The 13,422-nt window shown below is 59.6% G+C and carries 8 protein-coding genes; 6 read left to right on the forward strand and 2 right to left on the reverse strand.

Annotated features, from left to right (window positions below; genetic code table 11):
* The first annotated feature begins 19 nt into the window (after positions 1–19).
* The 5 genes from aroB (at position 20) to hemE (ending at position 10,332) form a co-directional block, all read left to right on the forward strand.
* Entirely contained in the window at positions 20–1,123 is a 1,104-nt protein-coding gene (aroB, locus tag ACWKWM_RS02055) for a 3-dehydroquinate synthase (protein ID WP_483844501.1), read from the forward strand.
* Between the two features lie 10 nt (positions 1,124–1,133).
* The gene (locus ACWKWM_RS02060; RefSeq protein ID WP_483844502.1) at positions 1,134–2,741 is read left to right on the forward strand and encodes an AAA family ATPase; all 1,608 of its coding nucleotides are present in this window, start codon (positions 1,134–1,136) and stop codon (positions 2,739–2,741) included.
* A gap of 365 nt (positions 2,742–3,106) precedes the next feature.
* Positions 3,107–7,555 (forward strand): glutamate synthase large subunit, encoded by a 4,449-nt coding sequence (gene gltB / locus ACWKWM_RS02065; protein WP_483844503.1) that lies wholly within the window; start codon positions 3,107–3,109, stop codon positions 7,553–7,555.
* A 138-nt stretch (positions 7,556–7,693) separates the two neighbouring features.
* Positions 7,694–9,112 carry an FAD-dependent oxidoreductase gene (locus ACWKWM_RS02070; protein ID WP_483844504.1) on the forward strand — a complete coding sequence of 473 codons (1,419 nt, stop codon included), beginning with the start codon at positions 7,694–7,696 and terminating at the stop codon, positions 9,110–9,112.
* A 155-nt stretch (positions 9,113–9,267) separates the two neighbouring features.
* Positions 9,268–10,332 (forward strand): uroporphyrinogen decarboxylase, encoded by a 1,065-nt coding sequence (gene hemE, locus ACWKWM_RS02075; protein ID WP_483844505.1) that lies wholly within the window; start codon positions 9,268–9,270, stop codon positions 10,330–10,332.
* A 254-nt stretch (positions 10,333–10,586) separates the two neighbouring features.
* Here hemE and ACWKWM_RS02080 read toward each other — a convergent pair whose 3' ends face one another.
* A complete protein-coding gene (locus ACWKWM_RS02080) occupies positions 10,587–11,861 on the reverse strand; it encodes an MFS transporter (RefSeq protein WP_483844506.1) in 1,275 nt (424 codons plus the stop codon).
* Between the two features lie 114 nt (positions 11,862–11,975).
* Between ACWKWM_RS02080 and ACWKWM_RS02085 the strand changes: the two genes are divergently transcribed.
* The gene (locus ACWKWM_RS02085) at positions 11,976–12,866 is read left to right on the forward strand and encodes a LysR family transcriptional regulator (protein WP_483844507.1); all 891 of its coding nucleotides are present in this window, start codon (positions 11,976–11,978) and stop codon (positions 12,864–12,866) included.
* 95 nt (positions 12,867–12,961) lie between these two features.
* On the opposite strand, the gene ACWKWM_RS02090 is transcribed toward ACWKWM_RS02085, so the two are convergent.
* Positions 12,962–13,408, reverse strand: a complete 447-nt coding sequence (locus tag ACWKWM_RS02090; protein WP_483844508.1) for an excinuclease — start codon at positions 13,406–13,408, stop codon at positions 12,962–12,964.
* Positions 13,409–13,422 lie beyond the last annotated feature (14 nt).

Raw genomic sequence — 13,422 nt, forward strand, 5'->3', positions numbered from 1 at the left:
ATGAACAGTGTGGGGACACATGCAGACACTTAAAGTCGAGCTTGGCGAGCGCAGCTACCCGATTCATATTGGCGAAGGCCTGCTGGACCAGCCTGAATTGCTCAAGCCGTACATTGCCGGACGGCAGGTTGCCATCGTTTCCAATGCGACAGTCGCGCCGCTGTACATGGAGCGTCTGACGAAGACGCTCGACGGCTACAACATCCTCCCGATCGTGCTTCCCGACGGCGAAGCGTTCAAGAATTGGGAAACCCTGCAACTCATTTTCGACGCCCTGTTGACCGCACGACACGACCGCCGTACCACGATCATCGCGCTTGGTGGTGGTGTGATCGGCGACATGGCCGGTTTCGCTGCAGCTTGTTATCAGCGCGGCGTGGACTTCATCCAGATCCCCACCACCTTGTTGTCCCAAGTCGATTCGTCAGTGGGCGGCAAAACCGGCATCAATCATCCGCTGGGCAAGAACATGGTCGGCGCCTTTTACCAGCCACAGGCCGTGCTGATCGACACCCAGTCGCTCAATACGCTGCCCCCGCGTGAACTGTCCGCCGGGCTTGCCGAGGTCATCAAATACGGGCTGATCTGTGATGAGCCGTTTCTGACCTGGCTGGAAGAGAACGTCGACAAGCTACGCGCTCTTGATCAAGCCACGCTGACCACTGCCATCGAGCGCTCCTGCGCGGCGAAAGCGGCGGTGGTCGGTGCCGATGAGCGCGAGTCCGGGGTGCGTGCCACACTCAATCTGGGTCACACCTTCGGCCACGCCATCGAAACCCACATGGGTTATGGCGTGTGGCTGCATGGCGAGGCGGTTGCTGCGGGTACAGTCATGGCGCTGGAGATGTCCGCGCGTCTGGGCTGGATCACCGAGCAGGAGCGTGATCGCGGAATTCGTCTGTTTCAGCGCGCCGGTTTACCCGTGGTGCCGCCTGAAGAAATGACGCCCGAGCATTTCATCGAACACATGGCGATCGACAAGAAAGTGATCGACGGTCGTTTGCGTCTGGTTCTGCTACGCGGGATGGGCGAAGCGGTGATCACCGACGAATATCCAAAAGAAGTACTACAGGCCACACTGGCTGCGGACTACCGCAGTCTGGTGGATCAGCTCAGAGGTTAATGAAAAATCCATGACTAGTTTGCACGCCGATGAGGCCTTCCTCGGTCATTACCAGTTGAGTCATGACCCCTTTGCTACGCGGGTCCCGGGCTTCAAGTTTTTCCCGGCCCAGCGCAAACCGGTGCTGGGTCAGCTTCACCATCTGGCTCGCTACAGCGAGTTGTTGTTGGTCGTGACCGGGCCCCACGGCAGCGGTAAGACCCTGCTGCGTCAGGCATTGGTCGCCAGCACCAACAAGCAGTCAGTGCAAAGCGTGGTGGTTTCAGCCCGTGGTGCCGGTGATGCGTCGGGCGTATTGCGTCAGGTTGCGCAGGCATTGAACGTCGCCCAGCCCGAGATGCGCGCGATCCTCTCGCAGGTCGTGCAGCTGGCGCTGACCGGGCAAGAAGTCTACATACTTGTGGATGATGCCGAACAACTCGGCGAATCCGCACTCGAAGCGTTGTTGGGATTGGCGGCGGGCACTCCAGAAGGGCGTCCGCATGTCTTCCTGTTCGGCGAGGCCTCGATTATTGATCGCCTGGATCAGCTGTGTGCTGAAACGGGCACCGAAGAAGAACGCTTCCACGTTATCGAGCTTGCTCCATATGCCGAAGACGAAACCCGTGAGTATCTTGCTCAGCGCCTGGACGGTGCCGGGCGGGGTATAGAAGTGTTCAGTGCCACGCAGATTGCCGATATTCACGAGCAATCCGGCGGATGGCCGGGTGCGATTAACCAGGTCGCTCGCGATTCGATGATCGAAGCCATGATCGCCAGCCGCTCAGCGGTCAAGCGTCCAAGTATGGGGTTCAAAATGCCTAAGAAACACGTGTTGGCTTTGGGTGGGGTTGTAGTGGCGGCATTGCTCGCTGCCTGGCTGATTCCCGGCCGTAACAGTGCGCCAACGACAGCACCTGCCAATTCCCAGGCACAACTGCCGTTGGGTCAGGGCCAGGTGCCTGCCCAGCAGTCCAACAACGGCGGACCTGCAATCGAGTTCGCCGGCAACTCCCAGCCCATGCCATTGCCGATGAACGGCTCGCAGCCGGCCACTCGCGCGCCTCTGGCTGAAGCTGCAGGTGCTGGCGAAGGCGATGGAGAAGACGGCGGTGCGATGTCCAATCAGCCGCTGCAACCACCGACCGTAACGACCACTGCGCCACCAACAGGTGTTGCGGCTGGCCCGGCACCAACACCGGCGCCGCGTCCGACTGTTGCCACCAAGCCTGCCGTTGCTCCGGCTGCTCCGGCTGCCAAGCCTGCACCGGCGCCAGCTCAGGTTGCGACTGCCAAGCCAGCACCAAAGCCGGTTGAAAAACCTGCGGCTGCTCCTGCCGCGGGTGGCGCAGGCAGCGGCTGGTACTCCGGTCAGGCTGCGACTCACTACGTCGTTCAGATTCTGGGCACCAGTTCAGAATCCGCAGCGCAGGCCTACGTGAAAGAGCAGGGCGGCGAATACCGTTACTTCAAAAAGACTCTGCAGGGCAAACCGTTGTATGTCGTGACCTACGGCAGTTTCGCAGACCGCAATGCAGCGCTCTCCGCTATCAAGGCCTTGCCAGAGAAGGTTCAGGCTGGTAAACCTTGGCCTCGTACTGTCGGCAGTATCCAACAGGAACTCGCCACAGCTCGCTAATGACGCAGTGACCCTATCCGGGTCGCTCGCTTGGCCCCCTGATTTTCGATTCTACGCAACGGCGTGCTGCTTAATGAGCAGCGCGCCTTGTGGTGTCTGCGTTCCAGACGCCCATTGAACTTCGGGTTCGCTCCAGTCAGACTCGCAAAAAAGCTCTGGCTAGCACGAGATTCGCAATAAAACCTTTCACAAATGCGACATAAATTTGCGGCGTTTCGTCGCCAAATTTGTGAGGTTTTGTGTCGGTGTGTACAATGACCTCCCTTTTGCTCCCGCGAAGCTGGCGTCCGTTCAGCGTGGAAGGTAACTGGTTGAATTGAAAAGAAATTTGCCTCTATAAGGGGCAGCCTGGTGAGAATGTGTCTATGAAAGCAGGTCTGTACCATCCAGAAGAGTTCAAGGATAACTGTGGTTTCGGCCTGATCGCCCACATGCAAGGCGAGCCCAGTCATCACCTGTTGCAGACGGCTATCGAAGCCCTGACCTGCATGACCCACCGTGGTGGGATCAACGCTGACGGCAAGACCGGTGACGGTTGCGGGCTGTTGATGCAAAAACCTGACACCTTCCTGCGCGCCATTGCCCAAGAGCATTTCGGCAGCGAACTGCCGCGTCAGTATTGCGTGGGCATGGTCTTCCTGAACCAGGACGACGCCCGCGCTGAAGCTGCGCGCGAGAACATGAACCGCGAAATCCTCGCTGCTGGCCTGACTTTGATTGGCTGGCGTGAAGTCCCGATCGACACCAGTGTGCTGGGCCGCCTGGCGCTCGAGCGTCTGCCGAAGATCGAGCAAGTGTTCATTGGTGGCGAAGGCCTGAGCGATCAGGAGTTCGCGATCAAACTGTTCAGCGCCCGTCGCCGCTCGTCGGTGTCCAACGCGGCCGACAGTGATCACTACATCTGCAGCTTTTCGCACAAGACCATCATCTATAAAGGCCTGATGATGCCGCGTGATCTCACGGCATTCTTCCCGGACCTGAGCGACGAGCGCCTGCAAACCGCGATCTGCGTGTTCCACCAGCGCTTCTCCACCAATACTTTGCCGAAATGGCCGCTGGCTCAGCCATTCCGCTTCCTCGCCCACAACGGCGAGATCAACACCATCACCGGTAACCGCAACTGGGCTCAGGCCCGTCGCACCAAGTTCGCGAACGAGCTGATTCCTGATCTGGAAGAACTGGGCCCGCTGGTCAACCGCGTGGGTTCGGACTCCTCGAGCATGGACAACATGCTAGAGCTGATGGTCACCGGCGGCATCGACCTGTTCCGTGGCGTGCGCATGCTCGTGCCACCTGCATGGCAAAACGTTGAAACCATGGACCCCGATTTGCGGGCGTTCTATGAATTCAACTCCATGCACATGGAACCGTGGGACGGTCCGGCCGGTATCGTGATGACCGAAGGTCGGCACGCGGTCTGCCTGCTCGACCGTAACGGTTTGCGCCCGGCACGCTGGGTCACCACCAAAAACGGCTACATCACCCTGGCGTCGGAAATCGGCGTATGGAACTACAAGCCCGAAGACGTCATCGCCAAGGGCCGCGTCGGGCCGGGTCAGATCTTCGCTGTGGACACCGAAACCGGCCAGATCCTCGACACCGACGCCATCGACAGCCGCTTGAAGTCGCGCCACCCCTATAAGCAATGGCTGCGCAAGAATGCCCTGCGTATCCAGGCCACTTTGGAAGACAGCGACCACGGTTCGGCGTTTTACAACGTTGAGCAGCTCAAGCAATACATGAAGATGTACCAGGTCACGTTCGAAGAGCGTGATCAGGTGCTGCGTCCATTGGGCGAGCAAGGTCAGGAAGCCGTTGGCTCCATGGGTGACGACACGCCGATGGCCGTGTTGTCGCGCCGTGTGCGCACGCCGTATGACTATTTCCGCCAGCAGTTCGCGCAGGTCACTAACCCGCCGATCGACCCGCTGCGTGAAGCCATCGTCATGTCGCTGGAAATCTGCCTCGGTGCCGAGCGCAATATTTTCCAGGAATCCCCTGAGCACGCTTCCCGCGTGATACTCAGTTCGCCAGTGATTTCGCCTGCCAAGTGGCGCTCGCTGATGACTCTGGATCGTCCGGGCTTTGATCGTCAGATCATCGACCTGAACTACGACGAAGGCATCGGTCTGGAAGCGGCGGTGCGCAACATCGCCGATCAGGCGGAAGAAGCCGTGCGTTCGGGCAAAACCCAGATCGTGCTGACCGACCGCCACATCGCGCCGGGCAAATTGCCGGTGCACGCTTCGCTGGCAACCGGCGCGGTACACCACCGCCTGACCGAGAAAGGCCTGCGTTGCGACAGCAACATCCTGGTCGAGACTGCGACCGCTCGCGATCCGCACCACTTTGCCGTACTGATCGGTTTCGGCGCCTCGGCGGTCTATCCGTTCCTGGCCTACGAAGTGCTGGGCGATCTGATCCGCACCGGCGAAGTGCTGGGCGATCTGTACGAAGTCTTCAAGAACTACCGCAAGGGCATAACCAAAGGCCTGCTCAAGATCCTGTCGAAGATGGGTATCTCCACCATCGCGTCCTATCGCGGTGCACAGCTGTTCGAGGCCATCGGCCTGTCCGAAGAAGTCTGCGACCTGAGCTTCCGTGGCGTGCCGAGCCGCATCAAGGGTGCGCGCTTCGTCGACATCGAAGCCGAGCAGAAAGCCCTGGCGGCCGAAGCCTGGAGCGCGCGCAAGCCGATCCAGCAAGGCGGTCTGCTGAAGTTCGTCTACGGCGGCGAATACCACGCCTACAACCCTGACGTGGTGGCGACGCTGCAAGCCGCCGTACAACAGGGTGACTACAGCAAATTCAAGGAATACACCGCGCTGGTGGACAACCGTCCGGTGTCGATGATTCGTGACCTGTTCAAGGTCAAGGAGCTCGACACGGCACTGTCTATCGACGAGATCGAGCCGCTGGAGATGATCCTCAAGCGCTTTGACTCGGCGGGCATCTCGCTGGGCGCACTGTCACCGGAAGCTCACGAAGCCTTGGCCGAAGCGATGAACCGCCTTGGTGCGCGTTCCAACTCCGGCGAAGGCGGCGAAGACCCTGCGCGCTACGGCACCATCCGCAGCTCCAAGATCAAGCAAATCGCAACCGGTCGTTTTGGCGTAACGCCTGAGTACCTGGTCAACGCCGACGTGCTGCAGATCAAGGTCGCTCAGGGCGCCAAGCCGGGCGAGGGCGGTCAACTGCCAGGCGGCAAGGTCAACGGCCTGATCGCCAAGCTGCGTTATGCAGTGCCGGGCGTGACGCTGATTTCGCCACCGCCGCACCACGACATTTATTCGATCGAAGACTTGTCGCAGCTGATTTTCGACCTCAAACAGGTCAACCCTGAAGCGCTGGTGTCGGTGAAGCTGGTGGCAGAAGCAGGTGTCGGCACGATTGCCGCCGGTGTGGCCAAGGCTTACGCCGACCTGATCACCATTTCCGGCTACGACGGCGGCACCGGTGCATCGCCATTGTCGTCGATCAAGTACGCAGGTTCGCCATGGGAAATCGGCCTGGCCGAAACTCACCAAACCCTGCGTGGCAACGACTTGCGCGGCAAGGTCCGGGTGCAGACCGACGGCGGTCTGAAAACGGGTCTGGACGTGATCAAGGCAGCCATTCTCGGCGCTGAAAGCTTCGGCTTCGGCACCGCGCCAATGATCGCGCTAGGCTGCAAATACCTGCGCATCTGCCACCTGAACAACTGCGCCACCGGCGTTGCGACTCAGAACGAGAAGCTGCGCAAAGACCACTACATCGGCACTGTCGACATGGTGATCAACTTCTTCACCTACGTGGCTGAAGAAACCCGCGAGTGGTTGGCGCGGTTGGGCGTGCGTTCGCTGGAGCAATTGATCGGCCGCACCGACCTGCTGGAAATCCTGCCGGGCGAAACCGCCAAGCAGCAGCATCTAGACCTGACGCCGTTGTTGGGCAGCGACCACATCCCGGCCGACAAACCACAGTTCAGCCAGGTTGACCGCAACCCGCCATTCGACAAAGGTCTGCTCGCCGAGAAGATGGTCGTACTGGCCAAGGCCGCAATCGTCGCCAAAAGCGGCGGCGATTACTCGATGGACATCTGCAACTGCGACCGCTCCATCGGTGCGCGTATTTCCGGTGAGATCGCCAAGCTGCACGGCAACCAGGGCATGAATGACGCCCCAGTGACGTTCCGCTTCACCGGGACCGCAGGTCAGAGCTTCGGCGTGTGGAACGCCGGCGGTCTGAACATGTACCTGGAAGGCGACGCCAACGACTACGTCGGCAAGGGCATGACCGCAGGCAAGCTGGTGATCGTGCCGCCAAAAGGCAGCCCGTTCAAAACCCAGGACACCGCGATCATCGGTAACACCTGTCTGTACGGCGCAACCGGCGGCAAGCTGTTTGCTGCGGGCACGGCCGGCGAGCGTTTCGCGGTGCGTAACTCCGGTGCTCACACCGTTGTGGAAGGCACGGGCGATCACTGCTGCGAATACATGACGGGTGGCTTTGTCTGCGTGCTGGGTAAGACCGGCTACAACTTCGGTTCCGGCATGACCGGTGGTTTCGCCTATGTGCTTGATCAGGACAACACTTTCGTTGACCGGGTCAACCACGAACTGGTTGAAATCCAGCGCATCAGCGGCGAAGCGATGGAGTCGTATCGCAACCACCTGGAACACGTGCTGGCCGAATACGTTGAAGAAACCGATAGCGAATGGGGCCGCAATCTCTGGGAAAACCTGGACGACTACCTGCGCCGCTTCTGGCTGGTCAAGCCGAAGGCCGCAAGCCTCAAATCTTTGCTATCGAGTACCCGCGCTAACCCGCAATAACGGCTTGGCGGCAGCTTCAAGCGGCAAGCTTCAAGCTGCAAGCCACAGCGGTACGCGGTGTCAGGGATAAATATGATTGCTTCAAGCTTGAAGCTTGGGGCTTGCAGCTTAAAGCTGTGTGGTTAGAGGTTCTAGAGAATGGCCGAACGTCTCAGTAACGACTTTCAATTCCTCGATGTCGGGCGCAAAGACCCGAAGAAGAAGCTGTTGCGCCAGCGCAAGAAGGAGTTCGTGGAGATCTACGAACCCTTCAAGCCCCAGCACTCGGCTGATCAGGCCCATCGCTGCCTGGGTTGCGGTAACCCGTATTGCGAATGGAAGTGCCCTGTGCACAACTTCATTCCCAACTGGCTCAAGCTGGTGGCCGAAGGCAACATCCTCGCTGCCGCCGAGCTGTCGCATCAGACCAACACTTTGCCGGAAGTGTGCGGCCGCGTGTGTCCGCAAGACCGTCTGTGTGAAGGCGCTTGCACGCTGAACGATGGTTTCGGCGCCGTGACCATCGGATCGGTCGAGAAGTACATCACCGACACCGCGTTCGCCATGGGCTGGCGTCCGGACATGTCGCGCGTGGTGCCGAACGGCAAGCGCGTGGCAATCATCGGCGCCGGGCCTGCGGGCCTGGGTTGTGCTGACGTGCTGGTGCGTGGCGGCGTCAAGCCGGTGGTATTCGACAAGAACCCGGAAATCGGCGGTCTGCTGACCTTCGGCATCCCTGAGTTCAAGCTCGAAAAGAGCGTGTTGAGCCATCGTCGCGAGGTGTTCACCGACATGGGTATCGAGTTCCGCCTCAATACCGAAATCGGCAAGGACATCAGCGTCGATCAGTTGCTGGAAGAGTTCGATGCCGTGTTCATGGGCATGGGCACTTACACCTACATGAAGGGCGGCTTCCCGGGCGAAGACCTGCCGGGTGTGCACGATGCGCTGGATTTCCTGATCGCCAACGTCAACCGCAACCTGGGCTTTGAAAAGGCACCGGAAGACTTCGTCGACATGAAGGGCAAGAAGGTCGTCGTGCTCGGCGGCGGCGATACGGCGATGGACTGCAACCGCACCTCCATCCGCCAAGGCGCCCGTACCGTGACGTGTGCGTATCGCCGCGACGAAGAAAACATGCCGGGTTCGCGCAAGGAAGTGAAGAACGCCAAGGAAGAGGGCGTGCGCTTCCTCTACAACCGCCAACCGATTGCCATCGTCGGCGAGGACAAGGTCGAAGGCGTGAAAGTGGTCGAGACCCGTCTCGGCGAGCCTGACGCGCGCGGCCGTCGCAGCCCTGAGCCGATTCCGGGCTCCGAAGAGATCATCCCGGCTGATTCGGTGGTTATCGCCTTCGGTTTCCGTCCAAGCCCAGCTTCGTGGTTTGAACAGGTCAGCATCCAGACCGACAGCCAGGGCCGCGTTGTTGCGCCTGAGCAAGGCCAGTTCAAACACCAGACCAGCAACCCGAAAATCTTCGCCGGTGGCGACATGGTTCGCGGTTCTGACCTTGTAGTGACAGCGATCTTCGAAGGCCGCAATGCGGCTGAAGGGATTCTGGATTATCTGGAGGTCTGATCTTGTTGATCGTTCCCACGCAGGAGCGTGGGAACGATTAACAGACCCCCGCCGATCTGCGACAAATCGACCTGATAGATAAAAGGCACGGTACTTACCGTGCCTTTTGCGTTGGTGTCTGAGAAAATGCCCGCACTTTTTTTCCGGATGCTGCCATGACTGCCCTGAAGAACGACCGTTTCCTGCGTGCCCTGCAAAAGCAACCCGTCGACGTTACGCCTGTCTGGATGATGCGTCAGGCCGGGCGCTACTTGCCGGAGTACCGCGCCAGCCGCGCGAAGGCGGGAGACTTCATGAGCCTGTGCATGAACCCGGAATTCGCCTGCGAAGTCACGCTGCAGCCACTTGAGCGCTACCCGCTGGATGCCGCGATCTTGTTTTCCGACATCCTCACTATCCCCGATGCCATGGGCCTGGGCCTGTACTTCGAGACCGGCGAAGGTCCGCGCTTCAAAAAGACCGTCACCACTCTGGCTGAAATTGAAGCCTTACCGATCCCGGACGCTCGTAAGGATCTCGGCTACGTCATGGATGCCGTGAGCACCATTCGCCGTGAGCTCAACGGCCGTGTGCCCCTGATCGGTTTTTCCGGGAGCCCGTGGACGCTGGCTACTTACATGGTCGAAGGCGGTTCGTCCAAGGACCATCGCAAGTCCAAAGCCATGCTCTATGAAAACCCTCAGGCCATGCACTTGTTGCTGGACAAGCTGGCGCAGTCGGTCACTGGCTACCTCAACGGCCAGATCCTGGCGGGCGCTCAGGCCGTGCAGATTTTCGATAGCTGGGGCGGCAGTCTCTCTGACGCGGCGTATCAGGAGTTCTCGCTGGCCTACATGCAGAAGATCGTCAACGGTCTGATCCGCGAGAACGACGGGCGCAAAGTGCCGGTCATCCTGTTCACCAAGGGCGGTGGTCAATGGCTGGAAAGCATGGCCGACACCGGTGCCGACGCGCTGGGCCTGGACTGGACCACCCCAATTGGCGAAGCCCGTCGTCGCGTGGGCAACAAAGTCGCGCTACAAGGCAACATGGACCCTTCCGTCCTCTACGCCAGCCCGCAAGCGATTCGGGCTGAGGTGGCGCGTATCCTCAAGAGCTACGGCAGCGGCACCGGCCACGTCTTCAACCTCGGCCACGGCATCACCCCTGAAGTCGATCCGGCCCACGCCGGCGCCTTCATCGAAGCCGTACACGAACTGTCGGCGCAGTATCACCAGTAAGCGCTGAACTGCAGATGCGAAAACGCCCGGTTATGCCGGGCGTTTTTGTTTGTGCTGGTGGATTTCGAGCACGTTCGGTTCTGCCTGCAGGGCGTAGGAGTCCAGCTTGCTGACGATCAGCCGGGAACCGGTCGTGAATTCAGGCGGCCTTGGCTGTGTCAGGCGTACGGCATTCTCAGTATTGCTGTTGGTTCCCGACAGATCGTCGGCAAACCAGACTCCTACGCCCTTCGGGCAGAATCACAAACGCTATATCAAACCTGCACATTCACCGCCAACGGCGGCACTTTCGCCAGTTTCAGCGCAGCGGCCAGTGCGATAAGCAGCAGCACGCCGATGAAGATGCCGATGCCGTTCCAGCCTGCGTAATGCCAGAACACGCCGCCACCGGTCCCGGCAATGCTTGAGCCGACGTAGTAGCTGAACAGATAAAGCGACGAAGCCTGGCCCTTGGCTTTGATCGCTCGACGGCCAATCCAGCTGCTCGCGACGGAGTGGGCGCCGAAGAAGCCGAACGTGAACATCAGCACGCCAAGGATGACCACTGCCAGCGGCGTGAACATAGTCAGCGCCAGACCCGCCAGCATCAGCACGATCACGGCCCACAGTACGTTACGACGCCCCAGTTGGTCCGCCAGGGCGCCAATCTTCGCCGAACTGTAGATGCCAGACAGGTAAACCACAGAAAACAGGCCTACCACTGCCTGGCTCAGATTGTAGGGATCGGCCAGCAAGCGATAACCGATGTAGTTGAACATCGTCACGAACGCGCCCATCAGCAGGAACCCTTCGAGGAACAACCACGGCAGGCCGGCGTCGCGAAACTGCAGCACGAAGCCTTCCAGCAGGCTGCGACCGTTCAAGGGCCTTGCCTGGAAATTGCGCGAGGGCGGCAGAATCTTCCAGAACACCGTCGCCGCACCCATCGCGATCAACCCCATGATCAACAGCGCTGTGTGCCAACTGACGTAATCGCTCAGCACTCCGGTAATCACCCGTCCGCTCATGCCGCCAATGGCATTGCCACCGATGTACAAGCCCATCGCCAGACCAATGTGCTGCGGATGAATCTCCTCACTCAAGTAGGTCATCGCCACGGCGGCCAAACCGCTAAGGGACAGCCCTATGAACGCGCGAGTCACCAGCACGCCTTCCCAGGTCGGCATCAGGGCGCTGGCGATGGTGAAGATCGCAGCGGAAAACAGCGAGAACACCATCACCGATTTACGGCCAAGACGATCAGAAATTGGGCCAGTAATCAGCAGGCCGATGGCGAGCATGGCGGTTGAAACCGAGAGAATCATGCTGCTTTGCGCGGCATTGATGGAGAACTCACGCGAGAGCACCGGCATCATCGGTTGTACGCAGTAGAGCAATGCAAACGTCGCAAAACCGCCTGAGAACAGCGCCAGTACGGTGCGCATGAAGGCGGGGGTGTCTTTTTCAATGTAGGTGTCGCCCAGCGGGATGGCAGCGCTAACCATGGCAGAAGCCGAGTCTTGTGAAGCGAGGGGTACAGCAGTTTTCACGATGAAACCTCAGGAATGACTGAGCAGCATGGGAAAAGAATATAGCTGGCTAATGATTCTTTCCAATATATTGTTCGACCTGTTTGATAGGTTTCACGACCTAATGGGATCGTCATGGAATTACGTCACTTGCGCTACTTCATCGCGGTTGCCGAGGAGCTGCATTTCGGCCGGGCTGCCGAGTCGCTCGGCATATCCCAACCACCGCTCAGCCAGCAGATCCAGGCGTTGGAGCATGAACTTGGCGCGCGATTATTCGAGCGTACTAACCGCCGGGTTGAATTGAGCCAGGCGGGCAGGTTGTTTCTCGATGAGGCGCGATTGGTTTTGGCGCAAGTGGACAAGGCGGCCGATGTGGCGCGTCGTGCGCAATTGGGCGAGATAGGCGAGTTAAAAATCGGATTCACAGCGTCGGCGCCATTCACCTCCAGCATTCCTCAGGCAATCTTCGCGTTCCGGCAGGCATTCCCGTCGGTCCATTTGGCGTTGCAGGAAATGAGCAGCAAGGAAGTCGCCGAGCGGCTGGAAGAGCAATCGATGCAAGTGGGGATCATGCGCCCGCTGCCGTTGCCCGACTCATTGGTAGCGGTGGAATTGTTGCGCGAGCCGCTGGTAGCGATCATTCGGTCTGATCATCCGCTGGCGGTGGGTAGCGAAAAAGGCCTGTATCTGAAAGCGCTGGCGGCCGAGCCGTTTGTGTTCTTCCCGCGCTCCTACGGCAGCGGGTTGTACGCGCAGCTGCTGGATCTGGCGAGAGAGGCGGGATTCAGTCCGTTGATCACGCAGGAGGCGGGGGAGGCGATGACCATCATCGGTTTGGTCGCCGCAGGCCTGGGCGTGACCGTGTTGCCGGCGTCATACCAGCGCATGCGCATCGACGGCGTGGTGTATCGCACGCTGCTTGATCCTGAGGCCACCTCCGCGGTGTGGCTGGTGCAGCGCAAGGACCAGAAATCGCCGATGGCCAAAGCGTTTATCGACCTGGTGACGCGCAAGGCTGGCTGAGTGCGGCCCTGTAGGAGCGAACTTGTTCGCGAGGCGGCGTGCCAGACAAGCCGCATGTTCCGCCTCGCCAACGAGTGGGCTCCTACAGAGAAGGCTTACTGCACTTTGCTCAGATCACCCTTGAGCGCAACACCGGCCATGATTGCACCCGCGTGGCATTCATACGTGGCTGGGTCCTTACGTTCGACTTTCTTGTAGAAACTGACGATGTTGGTCACCGCATTGGCGCCTGCATTCTTTGCCGCTTCGTTCATCTGCAAAATGGCCGACTGCAACACCCATTCACAGGCGTCAGTGTCGGACTTGTTGAAGGCATTGGTCTTCTTGTTAGTTACAGCGCCCGGCGAGAGCACGGTCACTTTACCTTTGGGCTGAACGCCCGCCAGGTAAAACTTCACGGTCCCGTCGAGCTTTTTTGCAGCGGTCATATCGGCGATGACCTTATCGAACGGCAGGTAAAGCGCGGTATCGCGGGCCTGACTGACAGCCGGCAATACGCTCAAGACGACAGCAGCCGCAGCGGCCCAGGATTTCAATGTCATGCTTTCTCTCCTTG

The organism is Pseudomonas rosaeacicularis, from assembly GCF_057128745.1.

Coding starts and splice junctions, on each gene's coding strand:
- aroB (WP_483844501.1), top strand. CDS start 20: ATGCAGACACTTAAAGTCGAGCTTGGCGAGCGCAGCTACCCGATTCAT.
- ACWKWM_RS02060 (WP_483844502.1), top strand. CDS start 1,134: ATGACTAGTTTGCACGCCGATGAGGCCTTCCTCGGTCATTACCAGTTG.
- gltB (WP_483844503.1), top strand. CDS start 3,107: ATGAAAGCAGGTCTGTACCATCCAGAAGAGTTCAAGGATAACTGTGGT.
- ACWKWM_RS02070 (WP_483844504.1), top strand. CDS start 7,694: ATGGCCGAACGTCTCAGTAACGACTTTCAATTCCTCGATGTCGGGCGC.
- hemE (WP_483844505.1), top strand. CDS start 9,268: ATGACTGCCCTGAAGAACGACCGTTTCCTGCGTGCCCTGCAAAAGCAA.
- ACWKWM_RS02085 (WP_483844507.1), top strand. CDS start 11,976: ATGGAATTACGTCACTTGCGCTACTTCATCGCGGTTGCCGAGGAGCTG.
- ACWKWM_RS02090 (WP_483844508.1), bottom strand. CDS start 13,408: ATGACATTGAAATCCTGGGCCGCTGCGGCTGCTGTCGTCTTGAGCGTA.